Annotated in this window: 12 protein-coding genes and 1 tRNA gene; 10 read left to right on the top strand and 3 right to left on the bottom strand. The window is 52.5% G+C overall.

Going from position 1 to position 17,346, the window contains the following annotated elements:
- Positions 1-66: 66 nt before the first annotated feature.
- From metG to LOZ86_RS06960, 6 genes are all read left to right on the top strand, one after another.
- Positions 67-2,097, top strand: coding sequence for a methionine--tRNA ligase (gene metG / locus LOZ86_RS06985; RefSeq protein ID WP_039482919.1), 2,031 nt, complete (start codon positions 67-69; stop codon positions 2,095-2,097).
- A 281-nt stretch (positions 2,098-2,378) separates the two neighbouring features.
- Complete coding sequence (fdnG, locus tag LOZ86_RS06980; protein WP_230242990.1) at positions 2,379-5,426, top strand: formate dehydrogenase-N subunit alpha; 3,048 nt, start codon at positions 2,379-2,381, stop codon at positions 5,424-5,426.
- 12 nt (positions 5,427-5,438) lie between these two features.
- On the top strand, positions 5,439-6,347 hold the full coding sequence (fdxH, locus tag LOZ86_RS06975; RefSeq protein WP_039512425.1) for a formate dehydrogenase subunit beta: 909 nt from the start codon (positions 5,439-5,441) through the stop codon (positions 6,345-6,347).
- Positions 6,340-6,975 carry a formate dehydrogenase-N subunit gamma gene (fdnI, locus tag LOZ86_RS06970; RefSeq protein WP_039482656.1) on the top strand — a complete coding sequence of 212 codons (636 nt, stop codon included), beginning with the start codon at positions 6,340-6,342 and terminating at the stop codon, positions 6,973-6,975. Before fdxH ends, fdnI begins: the two co-directional genes overlap by 8 nt.
- 547 nt (positions 6,976-7,522) lie before the next feature.
- Complete coding sequence (locus LOZ86_RS06965) at positions 7,523-8,599, top strand: sugar ABC transporter substrate-binding protein (protein WP_230242989.1); 1,077 nt, start codon at positions 7,523-7,525, stop codon at positions 8,597-8,599.
- Between the two features lie 14 nt (positions 8,600-8,613).
- On the top strand, positions 8,614-9,864 hold the full coding sequence (locus LOZ86_RS06960) for an LVIVD repeat-containing protein (RefSeq protein WP_039482661.1): 1,251 nt from the start codon (positions 8,614-8,616) through the stop codon (positions 9,862-9,864).
- Positions 9,865-9,918: 54 nt separating this feature from the next.
- On the opposite strand, the gene pgl is transcribed toward LOZ86_RS06960, so the two are convergent.
- Positions 9,919-10,917 carry a 6-phosphogluconolactonase gene (gene pgl / locus LOZ86_RS06955; protein WP_230242988.1) on the bottom strand — a complete coding sequence of 333 codons (999 nt, stop codon included), beginning with the start codon at positions 10,915-10,917 and terminating at the stop codon, positions 9,919-9,921.
- A 298-nt stretch (positions 10,918-11,215) separates the two neighbouring features.
- Positions 11,216-11,303 (bottom strand) — tRNA-Ser (locus tag LOZ86_RS06950).
- A 273-nt stretch (positions 11,304-11,576) separates the two neighbouring features.
- Between LOZ86_RS06950 and LOZ86_RS06945 the strand changes: the two genes are divergently transcribed.
- Positions 11,577-12,398: a pyridoxal phosphatase gene (locus LOZ86_RS06945; RefSeq protein WP_039504427.1), complete on the top strand. Its 822-nt coding sequence runs from the start codon at positions 11,577-11,579 to the stop codon at positions 12,396-12,398.
- A gap of 82 nt (positions 12,399-12,480) precedes the next feature.
- On the opposite strand, the gene glk is transcribed toward LOZ86_RS06945, so the two are convergent.
- A complete protein-coding gene (gene glk, locus LOZ86_RS06940) occupies positions 12,481-13,446 on the bottom strand; it encodes a glucokinase (protein ID WP_039512424.1) in 966 nt (321 codons plus the stop codon).
- Between the two features lie 187 nt (positions 13,447-13,633).
- On the opposite strand from glk, the gene LOZ86_RS06935 reads away from it, so the two are divergent.
- From LOZ86_RS06935 to LOZ86_RS06925, 3 genes are all read left to right on the top strand, one after another.
- Positions 13,634-14,878, top strand: coding sequence for an MFS transporter (locus tag LOZ86_RS06935; protein ID WP_230242987.1), 1,245 nt, complete (start codon positions 13,634-13,636; stop codon positions 14,876-14,878).
- Positions 14,879-15,008: 130 nt separating this feature from the next.
- Positions 15,009-16,079, top strand: a complete 1,071-nt coding sequence (locus tag LOZ86_RS06930; RefSeq protein ID WP_039482676.1) for a sugar phosphate isomerase/epimerase family protein — start codon at positions 15,009-15,011, stop codon at positions 16,077-16,079.
- Positions 16,076-17,227, top strand: coding sequence for a Gfo/Idh/MocA family protein (locus tag LOZ86_RS06925; protein ID WP_039482679.1), 1,152 nt, complete (start codon positions 16,076-16,078; stop codon positions 17,225-17,227). The genes LOZ86_RS06930 and LOZ86_RS06925 overlap by 4 nt, the downstream gene beginning before the upstream one ends.
- The last annotated feature ends 119 nt before the right edge of the window (positions 17,228-17,346 follow it).

The following is a 17,346-nucleotide window of genomic DNA, read 5'->3' as shown; positions in this document are numbered from 1 at the left end:
TTACGCAGCAAGGCGCTATCGGTTAACATCGATCTCCCTCTATTCACAAAAGAAAGCAAGTTCCTCATGACTCAAGTCGCAAAGAAAATCCTGGTAACGTGCGCGCTGCCTTACGCTAATGGTTCAATCCACCTCGGTCATATGCTTGAACACGTTCAGGCCGATATTTGGGTTCGTTACCAGCGAATGCGCGGCAACCAGGTTCACTTTATCTGTGCGGACGACGCCCACGGCACGCCAATCATGCTGAAAGCACAGCAGATGGGGATTGCGCCAGAACAGATGATTGCGGCAATGAGTCAGGAACATCAGCAGGACTTTGCCGGTTTCAATATCAGCTATGACAACTACCACTCCACGCATAGCGAAGAGAACCGCGAGCTGTCAGGCCTGATTTATGGTCGTCTGAAAGAGAACGGTTTTATTAAAAATCGCACCATTTCTCAGCTGTACGACCCAGAGAAAGGCATGTTCCTGCCGGATCGTTTCGTCAAAGGCACTTGCCCGAAATGTAAGGCTGCCGACCAATACGGCGATAACTGCGAAGTCTGTGGCGCGACCTACAGCCCAACAGAGCTGATCGAACCCAAATCAGTAGTGTCAGGTGCCACGCCAGAGATGCGTGAAACAGAACACTTCTTCTTCGATCTGCCTGCGTTCAGCGAGATGTTGCAAGCCTGGACGCGTTCCGGCGCATTGCAGGAGCAAGTCGCTAACAAGATGCAGGAGTGGTTCGACTCTGGCCTGCAACAGTGGGACATTACCCGCGACGCGCCGTATTTCGGCTTTGAAATCCCCGATGCGCCGGGCAAATATTTTTATGTCTGGCTGGATGCACCAATCGGCTACATGGGTTCGTTCAAGAATCTGTGCGACAAGCGTGGCGATCTGAATTTTGACGATTTCTGGAAGAAAGACTCCGACGCGGATTTGTACCACTTCATCGGTAAAGACATCGTTTATTTCCACAGCCTGTTCTGGCCAGCCATGCTGGAAGGCAGCGGTTTCCGTAAACCGACAAACCTGTTCGTGCACGGCTATGTCACGGTCAACGGCGCCAAGATGTCTAAATCACGTGGCACCTTCATCAAAGCAGGTACGTATCTGCAACATCTGGATGCCGATTGCCTGCGTTATTACTATGCGGCAAAACTGTCTTCTCGCATTGATGACATCGACCTCAATCTGGAAGATTTCGTTCAGCGCGTGAATGCTGACATCGTCAACAAAGTCGTGAATCTGGCATCACGTAATGCCGGTTTCATCAACAAGCGCTTTGACGGCAAGTTGGCGGACAAGCTGGCCGACGCAGAGCTGTACAAAACCTTCACCGATGCCGCTACCAGCATTGCCGAAGCCTATAGCAGCCGTGAATCCGGGCGTGCCATTCGTGAGATCATGGCGTTGGCGGATATCGCCAACCGCTATGTTGACGAACAAGCACCGTGGGTTGTGGCGAAAGCAGAAGGTCGGGATGAAGACCTGCAAGCCATTTGCTCAATGGGCATCAACCTGTTCCGCGTACTGATGACATACCTGAAGCCAGTTCTGCCTTCGCTGTCCCAGCGGACAGAGGCATTTTTGAACACGGAACTGAGCTGGGATGCTATCGCTACCCCGCTGCTGAGCCATCAGGTTAGTCCATTCAAAGCGCTGTTCAACCGCATCGATCTGGATAAAGTTAATGCGATGGTTGACGCGTCTAAAGAAGATATGGTCGCCGCGCAGAAAGTCGTCTCCGGCCCGTTGGCAGACACCCCGGTGCAGGACACGATTAACTTTGACGATTTTGCCAAAGTCGATATGCGTATCGCACTGATTAAGCAGGCTGAACTGGTTGACGGTTCTGACAAGCTCTTACGTCTGACGTTGGATTTGGGCGGCGAAACCCGTCAGGTCTTCTCCGGCATTCGTGAAGCCTATCCCGATCCGGCTAAGCTGGAAGGCCGTTTAACCGTGATGGTCGCTAATCTGGCACCGCGTAAAATGCGCTTCGGCATATCAGAAGGTATGGTGATGGCAGCCGGTCCCGGCGGGAAAGATATCTTCCTGCTGAGCCCAGACAGCGGCGCTCAGCCGGGTATGCAAGTCAAATAACCACCCCATCAAGCCGGATTTTTATCCGGCTTTTTTTTTGCAACAATTTCGCCACAAACTCCCGCTTATTCCACTTTGACTGACTCGTCACGTCACATTATTTGTAACCATGAAATAACAAAATCGTTATGTATTACAATATATAACGAATAAAAAATATACCTCTTTATAGGTGTTATGGGGGTTTAAATACTTAAATTTTGATTTTGCGCAAAGCCCACAATTTGTGTGTTGTTAAATTGCTCGCAACAAAAATGACACATAATTACACAGGGAAACTAATGCAACTGAATAGAAGAGGTTTCTTTAAAGTTTGCGCGGGAGGGATGGCTGGAACCACTCTCGCGGTATTGGGCTTTACACCCACGGAAGCAATGGCATCAGTACGTCAATATAAGCTGTTACGGGCAAAAGAGACGCGTAACAACTGCACCTACTGTTCAGTTGGTTGTGGTGTGCTCATGTATAGCCTGGGCGATGGCGCCAAAAATGCGAAGCCTTCTGTTTTTCATATCGAAGGTGATGCGGATCACCCAGTCAGCCGCGGCTCCCTTTGCCCGAAAGGTGCGGGCTTAGTTGACTACATCCACAGCGAAAACCGCCTGCTCTACCCTGAATACCGCGCACCGGGTTCAGACAAATGGCAACGAATCAGCTGGGACGACGCGATTGAACGCATCGCGCGCCTGATGAAAGCTGACCGTGATGCCAACTTCGAACGCACCAACGCCAAAGGCGAAACCGTCAACCGCTGGCTGACTACTGGTATGCTGTGCTCTTCTGCCGCCAGCAACGAAACCGGTATTCTCGATCAGAAATTTGCCCGCGCACTCGGCATGGTTGCTATCGACTGTCAGGCGCGTTTGTGTCACGGGCCAACCGTTGCCGCACTGGCACCGACATTCGGCCGTGGCGCGATGACTAACAACTGGGTTGATATCAAAAACGCCAACGTCATCATCGTCATGGGCGGAAACCCAGCAGAAGCGCACCCGGTCGGTTTCAAATGGGCCGTTGAAGCGAAAACGCACAACAAGGCGAAGCTGATTGTTGTCGATCCGCGTTTTAACCGCTCCGCAGCCGTTGCCGATCTCTACGCGCCAATCCGCGCGGGCTCAGATGCCGCCTTCCTGTTAGGTATCGTTAACTACCTTATTACGAACGATAAAATTCATCGCGAGTACGTGGTGTCTTACACCAATGCCAGCCTGATCGTACGTGATGACTTTAGCTTCGACGAAGGCTTATTCAGCGGCTACGACGAACAAAAACGTCAATATGACAAATCCAGCTGGCAGTATGAGTTAGATGAGTCCGGTTTCGCCAAACGCGATAACACGCTGTCTCACCCGCGCTGTGTCTGGAACCTGCTGAAAAAACACGTCTCCCGCTATACGCTGGAAATGGTGACATCCCTGTGCGGTACCTCAGCCAAAGATTATGAAGAGATTTGCCGTACGCTGGCTGAAACCTGTGTACCGAATAAAACCGCAACCTTCATGTATGCACTGGGTTGGACGCACCACACCAACGGCGCACAAATTATCCGCTCCGCTGGCATGATCCAGCTTCTGCTGGGGAATATTGGTATGGCAGGCGGCGGCATCAACGCCCTGCGCGGCCACTCCAACATTCAGGGGTATACCGACCTGGGTCTGCTATCGTTAAATCTGCCGGGCTATATGCCACTGCCGTCAGAAAAACAGCCGGATCTGAATACCTATCTGGGCCAAATCACACCAACCGCCGTGTTGCCCGATCAGGTTAACTATTGGAAAAATACGCCAAAATTCTTTATCAGCATGATGAAGAGCTTCTACGGCGATCACGCACAGGCCGCGAATAACTGGGGTTATGACTGGTTGCCGAAGTGGGATCGTAGCTACGACGTTATGGTGCAAACCGAGCTGATGGTGGAAGGCAAAATGAACGGCTACATCGTTCAGGGCTTTAACCCCGTTGCGGCATTCTCCAACAAGAATAAAGCGACCGAAGCGCTCTCCAAACTCAAGTACATGGTCATCATCGATCCTCTGGTCACGGAAACCTCCACGTTCTGGCAGAACTACGGTGAATTCAACGACGTAGATACGAAGTCCATTCAGACTGAAGTCTTCCGTCTGCCGTCTTCCTGCTTTGCCGAAGAGAATGGCTCTATCGCCAACTCTGGTCGCTGGTTGCAATGGCACTGGGCGGCGGCCGAGCCACCAGGAGAAGCCCGTCACGACGGTAAAATCCTCGGTAAGCTGCTGATGCGCCTGCGTGAGTTGTATAACGAAGAAGGCGGTACTTATCCTGATCCAGTGATGAATATCAACTGGAACTATAAAGACCCGGAAGATCCGACGCCGGAAGAGATCGCGCGCGAAGCCAACGGTATGGCACTAGCTGATATCTACGATGACAGCGGCAAGCTGATTCTGAAGAAAGGCCAGCAGCTCGCCGATTTCTCACAGCTGCGTGATGACGGTACCACGTCCAGTTTCTGCTGGATTTACGCCGGGAGCTGGACAGAAGCCGGTAACCAGATGGATAAACGCGACAACGCAGATGCTGGTCTGGGCTGTACGCCGAACTGGTCATGGTGCTGGCCGCAAAACCGCCGCATTCTCTACAACCGCGCCTCCGCCGACCTGCAAGGGAAGCCGTGGGACAGCAAGCGTAAATTGCTGGAATGGACCGGCCAGAAGTGGCAAGGCATTGATGTGCCAGACTTCGCCGCAACCGTACCACCAGGCAAAGACACCGGGCCGTTCATCATGCTGCCGGAAGGTCTGGCACGTCTGTTCTCCGTAGACAAACTGGTAGACGGGCCATTCCCTGAACACTACGAACCGATCGAATCGCCTATCGGCACTAATCCACTGCACCCGTCGGTGATTTCCAGCCCGGTCGTGCGTTTGTTTGCACGTGATGCGAAAACCATGGGTACCGCGAAAGATTTCCCTTACGTGGCAACGACATACTCAATTACCGAATTGTTCCGTCACTGGACAAAACACGCGCGTCTGAACGCGATTGTGCAACCAGAACAGTTTGTTGAGATCGGTGAAAATCTGGCGAAGAGCAAAGGCATTAAGGCAGGCGATGAAGTCAAAGTCTCCTGCCAGCGTGGCTACATCAAAGCCAAAGCGGTGGTCACCAAGCGTATCAAAACGCTGGAAATTGCCGGACGCAGCGTGGAAACCATTGGTATCCCCTGCCACTGGGGCTTTGAGGGAACCACTCGTAAAGGGTTCCTGGCTAATACACTCACCCCGAGCGTCGGCGACGCTAATTCACAAACGCCTGAGTACAAAGCGTTTTTGGTTAATGTAGAGAAGGTGTAAGGGTAGCCAACTATGTCAATGCAATCACAAGATATTATTAAACGTTCGGCCACCAACGGCTTTACACCGCCTCCGCATGTGCGTAATGACAAAAGCGAAGTGGCAAAACTGATCGATGTCACCACCTGTATCGGCTGTAAAGGCTGTCAGGTGGCCTGTTCAGAGTGGAACGACATTCGTGACGACGTCGGCCATAACCTCGGGGTTTATGATAACCCGGCGGATCTGAGCGCCAAATCCTGGACGCTGATGCGCTTTTCCGAAGTGGAAGAGAACGATCGTCTGGAATGGCTGATCCGTAAAGATGGCTGTATGCACTGTAGCGATCCGGGCTGTCTGAAAGCTTGTCCTTCCGCTGGTGCGGTTATTCAGTATGCCAACGGTATCGTCGATTTTCAGTCTGAGCATTGTATCGGTTGCGGCTATTGCATCGCCGGCTGCCCGTTCAATATTCCACGACTGAATAAAGAAGATAACCGCGTCTATAAATGTACGCTGTGCGTCGACAGAGTCAGCGTTGGGCAAGAACCTGCCTGCGTGAAAACCTGTCCGACGGGTGCCATTCGTTTCGGTACGAAAGAAGAGATGAAGCATCTGGCAGAAGAACGTATCGCCGATCTGAAAAGCCGTGGTTATGAGAACGCAGGCCTCTACGATCCGCAGGGTGTAGGCGGTACGCACGTGATGTATGTTCTGCACCACGCAGACAGACCATCGCTCTATAACAATCTGCCGGATGACCCGCAGATTTCTACGCCGGTCAACCTGTGGAAGGGCATTCTGAAGCCACTATCTGCGTTAGGGTTTGTCGCCACGTTCGCTGGGTTAATGTTCCACTACATCGGTGTGGGTCCGAACACAGAAGAAATGGAGCATGAACACGAGGGAGAAGACAAAGAAGGGGGAGACAAACATGAGTAAACCAAAAATGATTTTGCGCACCAAGTTTATCGATCGCATCTGTCACTGGATTGTGGTGATTAGCTTTTTCTTGGTTGCGCTCTCAGGTATTGCTTTGTTCTTCCCGACCCTGCAATGGCTGACGCAGACGTTTGGTACGCCGCAAATGGGGCGTATTCTGCACCCGTTTTTTGGCGTGCTGATTGTCATTTGCCTGATCCCGATGTTCTTCCGCTTTGTTGGCCATAACATTCCGAAGAAGCGCGATCTGCCGTGGTTCCTCAACATTATTGAAGTATTGAAAGGCAATGAGCATGAAGTCGCTGAAGTGGGTAAATACAACCCAGGCCAGAAAATGATGTTCTGGAGCATCATGGGGCTGACGCTGGTACTGCTGATCACCGGGATAATCATGTGGCGTCCTTATTTTGCCCACCTGTTCCCGATTGATGTCGTGCGCTACGCCATTCTGATTCATGCCGTTGCGGCTATCGTCCTCATCCATGCCATTCTGATCCATATGTACATGGCGTTCTGGGTTAAAGGCTCGATCAAGGGCATGATTGAAGGCAAAGTCTCCAAACGCTGGGCGCGTAAACACCACCCACGCTGGGCGCGTGAAATGGAAGAGAAAGAAACGAAGAAATAACTCACTCTTTCTTCATCCTGCCACTCACCTGAAATGCCGCTCCTCGCGGGCATTTCAGGCTGTTGACAAACCTATTTATCGAACGAGAACGGGAGTAACGGAATAGAAGAGTAAAGCGTTTGCGCCAGGGACAAAAACGTCAGGAACGTTTTTGAACGTCGCTTGCGACGGCCCTGAAAGGGTGAATCTCAGGGATGAGATTCATATCTGCGCAATCCGAGCGTACAGGGATGTATTTACAGCGTCTTTACGATCTATCCGTTACTACCGCCATACGGACTTTGTCAGCAACCTCGAATGCCCGCCTCGCGGGCATTTCTTTTTATCCGCAGTCAGCACGAATCGTTATAACTTAAACCCAAAAGTCATAATGTTCCCCTCTTCCTCGTCTATCACTCAACGGCTATGATGCAATATCATTTTTAAATAGACATCCAGACATAAAGACAGCTATAAAGTAGTGACGCAGAAAACATAACAATACTGCCATCGATACGACACACTTCATCAACACAAGATCCCTTTATAAAACGCCATGGAGCTGATAATGAAGAAATTTACGCCCGCCCTGCTTGCACTGAGCTTACTGACTGCATTATCGGCACTGGCTAATCAGAATGCCACCATTGCTCCCGTTCCGGCCGCTATCGCCAACCATGACGGTCCGGTTCGCATCGCGGTTATCCGCAACTTGGGTTCGGATGACAACACCACGCAGTTTGTTTCCGGCGTGCTTGAAGAAGGTAAAAAGCTGGGCTTTAAGGTCAGCACCTTTCTGAGCAACGGCGATGATGCCCGTTTTCAGGACTTTGTGAATCAGGCGATTAGCCAGAAATATGATGGCATCATCCTGTCGCAGGGCCGCGATCCCTACTCGACCGATTTAATTAAACGCATTGTCGACAGCGGCATTGCCGTTTCCGTGTTTGACACCGCCGTGAACGGCGAAATTCCGGGCGTGACCGTCACCCAGCAGGATGACGCCTCGCTGACTAACGAATCACTCGGCCAACTGGTGAAGGATTTCAACGGTAAAGCCAATATCATCAAACTGTGGGTTGCTGGCTTCCCGCCGATGGAACGCCGCCAGCTCGCTTATCAACAGATCCTGAAAGCCAACCCCGGCATCAAGGAACTCGAATCGATTGGTGCCGTGTCCTCTGACGTTCAGGGCGATACCGCTAACAAAGTCGGCGCTGTGCTGGCGAAATACCCGAAAGGCAAAATCGATGCAATCTGGGGATCGTGGGATGCCTTCAGTCAGGGCGCTTATAAGGCGTTGAAAGAAAACGGCCGGACCGAAATCAAACTGTACAGCATCGACATTTCCAATCAGGATTTACAACTGATGCGCGAAGCGAGCAGCCCGTGGAAAGTCAGCGTGGCTGTCGATCCTAAACTGATCGGTAAAGTTAACCTGCGTCTGGTTGCCAACAAGATTGCCGGTGAAGCGACACCTGCGACCTACGAGCTCCGTGCTGCGGCGATTCCACAGGCACTGTTAGCCAGCCAGCCGGGTGCAGTCAACGTCGCCGGATTGGCGAAAATCATCCCAGGCTGGGGCCACACGGATGATTTTATCGCACCGTGGTTTGCTACACTGGAAGCCAAACAGGCGAAATAACACGGAGATAACTCATGGCATCGACTCCTCTGCCCACCCCCGATTACAGCCGTAACATGCGGCTGATTGGGCACAGCGATCAGGGTGGCAGACCCGACGGCGTGCAGGTGATGGTTCATCGCGGCTACGCTTATATCGGGCATATGGTTTCACAAGGCGTGTCGATTGTGGATGTGCGCGATGCCAAGAATCCAAAACCGGCGGGGTTTATTGCTGCCCCGCCCGGCACCTGGAATATCCACCTGCAAACGCACGATGACCTGCTGCTTGTCGTCAACGCGCGCGATCTGTTTGCCGACGCCAGCTTCGCCGAGGAAAAGGTCTATTACACCCGTTCCGTCGCCGACACGGTCAGTACCAAGCAGCAGGGTAAAAGCTGGAGCGCTGGATTACGGATTTTCGATATCTCAACGCCGGATAAACCGCGCGAAATCAGCTTCCTGCCGCTGGACGGCATTGGTATTCACCGCATCTGGTACGTGGGCGGGCGTTGGGCTTATGTCTCCGCGCTGCTCGATGGCTACAGCGACTATATCTTTCTGACTATCGATCTGGCCGATCCGCTGCGCCCAGAAGTTACTGGCCGCTACTGGCTACCCGGCATGCACACCGCTGGTGGGGAAAGCGCAAGCTGGCCGGAAGGCAAGCGTTACGCCCTGCATCATGCCATCATCAGCGGTGACACCGCCTATGGTAGCTGGCGCGATGGCGGATTGACGCTGCTGGACGTGAGCGATCGCACCAATCCACAACTCATCAGCCACCGTAACTGGAGCCCACCGTTTGGCGGTGGCACACATACGGCGCTGCCGCTGCCGGATCGCGATCTGCTGATCGTTCTGGATGAAGCAGTATTGGATAATCAGGAAGATGGCGAGAAATTGATTTGGGTGTTCGATATTCGTGAGCCGAGTAATCCGGTGAGCATCGCCACGTTTCCGCAGCCGAAAGAGGCGGATTATGTGAAGAAAGGCGCACACTTTGGACCACATAACCTGCATGAAAACCGGCCCGGAAGCTTCATCAGTTCGTCACTGATTTTCGCCACGTATCAAAACGCAGGGGTACGAGCTTACGACATCAGTAACCCGTATCAGCCGAAGGAAACCGGTGCGCTGGTGCCTGCTGCGCCAGACCGAATGGTCGACAAACGCCCCGGCAGACCGCAGATTATTCAGTCTTGCGATGTGTTTGTTGATGCCGACGGCATCATCTACAGCACGGATTACAACGCGGGTTTATCGATTATCGAATATCGGGGTTAATCGAAAAAAAAGCCCTGCGGATCAATGCAGGGCGTAATGTTGTGCTTGGCTTGTTTAGTCCAGCGCCAGCACCGACACCCACATTGGCCCCTGACCGACGGCGTAACGCGCCAGCGGTTGCAGAGCGCCCGTGTTCTGGTCGATGTGATACACCTCAATGTGCTGCGATTTCTGCCCTGCTGAAATCAGGAACTCACCGGTGTGATCAATATTGAAACCGCGCGGCTGCGTTTCAGTCGGCTGATGTCCGGTCAGCGTTAACGTGCTGCCGTCTTCAGACACCTGGAAAATACTCAGCAGGCTGGCAGTACGATCGCTGATGTACAGGAAGCGGCCATTCGGCGTAATGTGAATATCTGCCGCCCAGCGCGTATCGCTGAAACCAGCGGGCATGGCGTCCAACGTTTGCACTTTCTGCAATTCCCCGCTGGCTGCATCCAACTGATACACATCCACTGAACTGTCCAGTTCATTCACACAATAGGCAAAACGTTGATTCGGGTGGAAAGCCATATGGCGTGGACCGGCACCCGCTACCGTTGTCATTTCGGCCTGACGGTGTACGCTCAATTCGCCAGCCGCACCCAGATCGTACAGACGGATACGGTCTTCTTTCAGGCACGGTGCCCACACGACAGTATTCGTTGGATCGATATTGGTAGAGTGGCACCCTTCCAATCCGTCCAACTGCTGAATCGGCTCACCGACAATGCCGTCAGCGCTAATTGGGCTAACGCTGACGCAGGCGCCGCTGTAAGACGCGCTGAACAGGAAACGCCCGTCATTATCGGTCGACAGATGCGTCGGGCTGCCCGGTAACGATGCGACACCCGCTTGCGTCAATTTACCCTGTTCATCAATACGATAGCTCAGAACCCGGAAATCAGGACGAACGCCAACATACAGGTGGCGCTTGTTCGGCGCGATCACCATCGGCTGAACCTGTCCTGGAACGTCAACGGTTTGCAATAATGTCAGATTTCCCTGAGCACCGAGTTGCCAAACATGAATCTGCTGGCTTTCCGGGCTGGCGACATAAACCACTTGCTGCATCGTATTCTCCTTATTTCACGCGAATGTGGCGGCTCAGGAAGGCTCAAAAGAGGTTGGTTCATCAGAAGGATAACGAACTTGCTCAACCTGACGCACGGTATACCATAAATGACCAATTACTCTATTCTACAGAGACATCGCAAGGCTACTATTGATTTAAGTAATGATTGATTTAGCTAACGGTGCGGATGTGGGCAATAACGAATAGGTAATGAAAAATGAGAGTTCAGAGCATCAGGGGAAGATAAGAGAGTAAAAACGAAAACGGGCTAGCCTAAGCTAACCCGTTGAATTTTTTTGGCGGAGGAGTAGAGATTCGAACTCTAGAACACTTTCGCGTCGCCGGTTTTCAAGACCGGTGCCTTCAACCACTCGGCCACTCCTCCGCAATGACGCGCACTATAAACAGTACGCCGCACATTGTAAAGCCACGTTGTGATCAACTGCTTAAAAAATAGATGATAAGCCGTTGAAAGCATAGAAAATCAACAATGACGCTGTAAAATCACCCGTTTAGCCTTATTTCCCACCGCCGCGCTGAATCCTTCGTCATCAAATGAACCCCAGACAATTTTATCTCGCTGTTGTCTGTCTATTTTTCGCCGCGTCCTTTATCGTAAGACACATTGAATACCCACATTTTTATTTGCGAGATAACGATGACCTACCGAGTAATTGCACTTGATCTTGATGGTACGCTACTGAACCAACAGAAAAAAATCCTGCCAGAATCCCTTAGCGCACTCGCGCTGGCCCGCCAGCAAGGCATCAAAGTGATGATCGTCACCGGACGCCACCACTCAGCAATCCACCCTTTTTATCAGGGGTTGCAGTTGGATACGCCTGCCATCTGCTGTAACGGCACCTACGTTTATGATTATCAGCAGGGCCAAGCGTCGCACACCAATCCGCTCTCTGTCGAACAGGCAAAAAACGTCATCACGCTGCTAGAGGAATTTGATATTCATGGGCTGATGTATGCCGATGACGACATGTATTACCAGTATCCTACTGGGCACGTAGTCCGCACGCTGGCATGGGCTGCTAACCTGCCGGAACAGCAGCGTCCTCGTTTCGCTCAGGTGGAAAATCTGGTGCGTCAGACCGAAGCGTCCCACGCTATCTGGAAATTCGCGACCACGCACGCCGATGTTCCCACGCTGAACCATTTCGCCGCAGAAGTGGAAAAGCAGCTCGGACTCGCCTGCGAGTGGTCATGGCAGGATCAGGTTGATATCGCCCAAACTGGCAACAGCAAAGGCAAGCTGCTCCAGCAATGGCTTGGCGAACAGGGTATCAGCATGAAAGACGTCGTGGCATTCGGCGATAACTTTAACGATATCAGTATGCTGGAAGGCGTAGGACTGGGCGTCGCGATGGGCAACAGCGCCGATGAGATCAAGGCGAGAGCCGATCTGGTGATTGGCAGCAATGAAGAACCTAGCATCGCCGATGTCATCCGCACCCGCATTCTGGCATAACCAATCATCACGCAATCAGGTAAGCGAACCATATTTAGCAATGGCCTCGCTTTTCCTGATTGCGTTTGACGAGCAAACAGACTTACAGCGCGCTACCCAGTACCTGCCGCAGGTACGCCCCCGCCCCCATTAATCCGGGCTGCTCATGGGTAATCAGGTACACGGGGATATCCTGCATATAGCCTTTGAACCGCCCTTTGTCTTCAAAAGCCGCCCGAAAACCGGAAGCTTTAAAGAACTCAAGAAAGCGCGGAACGATACCGCCAGCAATATACACGCCACCAAATGTACCTAAATTTAACGCCAGATTGCCGCCGAAGCGTCCCATGATGACGCAGAAGAGTGACAGCGCGCGACGACAGTCCACATCCGTATTGTTGACAGCACGTTCGGTAATATCTTTCGGCTCCAGCGCCTCCGGCGTGCGGTCATCAGACAGCACTACGGCACGGTAGATATTTACCAGCCCCTGCCCAGAGAGTATGCGTTCAGCGGAAACATGCCCGAGCGACTGGCGCAAAACAGAGAGAATTTTGTCTTCTTCATCGCTATTCGGCGCGAAATCAACATGACCGCCCTCACCCGGCAGGCTAATCCATTGATTGGCAACATGCACCAGATGAGCGACACCTAACCCCGTGCCTGCACCATACACCGCTATCGGTTTATCTGGCACAGGCTCCCCGCCGCCAAATTGGAGTAAATCCGTGTGAGCCATCACCGGCACAGCCATGGAAACGGCGGTAAAATCGTTGATGACCTCAAAATGGCGTAGACCCAGACTCGTTTTCATTTCTGCGATGGAAAACGTCCAGGTATGGTTCGTCATTGCCACCCAGTCACCGGTAATCGGGCAGGCAATCGCGATACAAGCATCCTGCACTGTGACCTGTCGCGAATCGAGATAATCACGAATGGCCGCTTCCAGAGAAGGGAAATCCAGCCCGGAATAGGTTTCGATTTGCGACAATTCGCCCGTTGTAGCATCACATAGCGCCAAACGCGTATTGGTGCCACCGACATCGCCCACTAAAACAAAGTGCGTCATTCTTCTTTTCCCCTCAAGCAAAGCAGATACCCGATCATTGCGCGAAAACAGCCAGCTACGCTATGGCTATATAACTTTCTAGTGATAAGGATCTCATTTATGGCTAAAAGCTGCGGTTAAGTTAAAAGTAATCGATTACATTTAGAAAACACAAATTGTAATCGATTACTTTTAAGAGGGGTACCACATGGTTTCTTCATCTGAAAACACAGCTACCAAATCGTTACAACCGGCCTTCGTGGTTCCCAGACTGTCCCTCATGATGTTCTTAGAGTTTTTCATCTGGGGTTCATGGTCAGTCACCCTGGGTCTGGTTATGACACAGTATAATTTGGCCGCCATGATTGGCGATGCCTTCTCTGCCGGGCCAATCGCCTCGATCCTGTCGCCGTTCGTATTGGGCATGGTGGTTGACCGCTTCTTCCCATCGCAAAAAGTCATGGCGCTGCTGCACCTGATCGGCGCGGTCATCCTGTGGTTTGTGCCCACCGCGTTAATCAACGAAGATGGTTCACAGCTGCTGATCCTGCTGTTCGCCTACACGTTGTGCTTTATGCCAACGCTGGCGTTAACCAACAACATCGCGTTCCATAATCTGACTAACAGCGAGAAGAGTTTCCCGGTTGTGCGAGTCTTCGGCACCATTGGTTGGATCGTTGCCGGTGTCTGCATCGGGACAGCGGGCATCTCCGCAAGCGTCAATATTTTCTACGTTGCTGCCGCCTGCTCTGCCATTCTGGCAGCTTACAGCCTGACGCTACCGCATACTCCAGCGCCGGCCAAAGGTTTGCCGCTGGCAGTGCGCGATCTGTTCTGTGCTGATGCGTTCGCGCTGCTGAAGAAAGGTCACTTTCTGGTCTTTGCCATCTGCGCCATGCTGATCTCTATTCCGCTGGGCACCTACTACGCTTACACCGCCTCCTTCCTGAGCAATGCGGGTATCAGCGACGTCAGCACCGCGATGTCGTTTGGTCAGATGTCCGAAATTGTCTTCATGCTGATCATTCCGCTGCTGTTTAGAAAGCTGGGCGTGAAATACATGCTGTTCATCGGCATGCTGGCGTGGTTCGTGCGCTATGCCCTCTTCGCGATGGGCGTGAATGAAGAAACGCGCTGGCTGCTCTATATCGGTATCCTGCTGCACGGCATTTGCTATGACTTCTTCTTCGTCATCGGCTTCATCTATACCGACCGCATCGCGGGAGAGAAAATCAAAGGTCAGGCACAAAGTCTGGTAGTCCTGTTCACCTACGGTATCGGTATGCTGCTGGGCTCGCAGGTTTCCGGTGCACTCTATAACCGTCTCTTCAACAACGGCACGTTAAACGCGCCTGAAATCTGGGCGACCTTCTGGTGGATCCCTGCGGTTTCCGCAGCCATCATCGCCGTCATTTTCCTCTTCTCCTTCAAATATAAAGAAGAGCGGGCTTAATCATTTGAGACGGATTAGTTAACGAGAAAATGGGATGAGGTCGCCTATGGCACCTCATCCCACTGCATTCTCCGCTATCGCAATCGTGCAACGGTATTCATGACCACACCCGTTGCCAAAGGAGGTAATAATGAAGACGTTAAAAGGACCGGGTATTTTTCTCGCCCAGTATATTGGCGATCAGGCTCCCTTTAACACGCTGGAAAATCTGGCGCAATGGGCTGCCGGATTAGGCTTTAAAGCGCTACAAATCCCCTGCAATCACCCGCACATTTTCGATCTGGCCACGGCCGCCGACAGCCAAACTTACTGTGATGATGTGAAAGGTCTGTTAGCGCAGCATGGGCTGACCATCAGCGAACTGTCGACTCATCTGGAAGGACAGCTGGTTGCCGTCCACCCTGCCTATGACGATGCCTTTGACGATTTCGCGCCACCGGCTTACCGCCGCAATCCACAGGCTCGCCAAGAGTGGGCGATTGCGGCAATCAAGCAGGCAGCAAAGGCCTCTGCACGCTTAGGACTAAACGCCCACGCGACGTTTTCCGGTGCGCTGGCCTGGCCCTATTTTTACCCCTGGCCACCGCGTAAAGAAGTCCTGATTCAGGAAGCCTTTAAAGAACTCAGTCGCCTGTGGACGCCGATCCTCGACTGTTTTGACGAGCACGGCGTGGATGTATGCTATGAGCTGCATCCGGGAGAAGATTTACACGACGGCGTAACCTTTGAACGCTTCCTTAATGTCGTCAATCATCACCCGCGCGCCAACATTCTTTACGATCCTAGCCATATGCATTTGCAGCAGATGGACTACCTCGGCTTTATCGATCGCTACCATGCACGAATCAAAGCGTTCCATGTGAAAGATGCAGAATTTATCACGTCGAGCAAAAGCGGCGTCTACGGCGGCTATCAGTCATGGGCCGAACGCGCCGGACGCTTCCGCTCGCCGGGAGATGGCCAGATCGATTTTGGCGGCATCTTCAGCAAACTTGCCCAATACGATTACGACGGCTGGGCGGTGCTGGAGTGGGAATGCTGCCTGAAAGACAGTAACTGCGGGGCGAAAGAAGGGGCGGCGTTCATCAACCGCCACATTATTCCTGTCGCAGGACGCGCTTTTGACGATTTCGCCGCGACCAGCGACGATCGTCCGTTAGTGAGAAAAATGTTGGGATTAAAAGAGGAGAGCGCAGAATGATTCGCGTTGGCATTATTGGTTCCGGTTTTATTGGCCCAGCACATATTGAAGCGATTCGTCGCCTTGGTTTCGTCGAGGTGGTGGCACTGGCGGAAAATTCGCTCGATCTGGCGCAGCAAAAAGCGCGTCAGCTCAACATTCCCCATGCCTACGGCAGCGTCGCTGATTTGTTAACTCATCCCGGTATTGATGCGATCCATAACTGCACGCCGAACCATCTCCATGCGGCGATCAATAAGCAGATTATTCAGGCAGGTAAACACGTTTTTTCGGAAAAACCGCTGTGTATGACCAGCGAAGAAGCGCGTGAACTGGTGGCGCTGGCAGAAGAAAAAGGCGTTGTCCACGGGGTCAGCTTTGTCTATCGCCAATTTGGCATGGTGCAGCAGGCTGCCAGCATGATTAAGCGTCAGGAGATCGGCCGCGTCTTTGCCGTACACGGTGGCTATCTGCAAGACTGGATGCTGCGCGACACCGACTATAACTGGCGTGTTGAACCGGAGTACGGCGGCGTTTCCCGCGCGGTGGCCGACATAGGTTCGCACTGGTGCGACACGGTGCAGTTTATTTCCGGTCGGAAAATTGTCGAAGTCTTCGCCGATTTAGCCATCGTCCACCCGATCCGAAAATCCAATCGGAACGGTACGGCCACATTCTCATCATCCGACGCGCCGCCAGAGTACGACGACAAACCGGTCAAAACCGAAGACTACGCGACCGTTTTACTGCGCTTTGAGGATGGCAGCCGCGGATCCTTTACCGTTTCTCAGGTCAGCGCCGGCCGGAAAAATCGCCTGACGTTTGAAGTGAATGGCAGTGAACAGTCGCTGGCGTGGGATCAGGAAACCCCGCAGCAGCTGTGGATCGGCCATCGCGATAAACCGAATCAGGTGTTGTCGGACGATCCTGGACTGCTGAACCCAGAAGCCGCCGCCGCGGTCCACTTCCCCGGTGGACATATCGAAGGCTGGCCAGATGCGTTCAAGAACATGATGGCGAACTTTTATACCTATCTGCGTGACGGCAAACAGCCAAGCGTCGATCCCTTCACCTTCGCTACCTTCTACGACGGTGCGAACATCATGTTCATTATTGACGCCATCGTGCAAAGCCATCAGCAGCAAACGTGGGTGAAGGTCGCCAATTAAGGCATCAGACCGTTCATTCTCTCACGGTATTCATCCCGCAGGTGCGACGTCTGCGGGATGCAGCCAGAGATATTTATGGTAATCTGCTCAGCCAAGCAATAAGTAGCGTGAGTGCCTTC

The organism is Pectobacterium parvum, assembly GCF_020971565.1.
GTDB classification, from domain to species: domain Bacteria; phylum Pseudomonadota; class Gammaproteobacteria; order Enterobacterales; family Enterobacteriaceae; genus Pectobacterium; species Pectobacterium polare.
The sequence above is the reverse complement of the archived record's forward strand: the minus strand, read 5'-3'. Positions and strand labels throughout refer to the sequence as shown.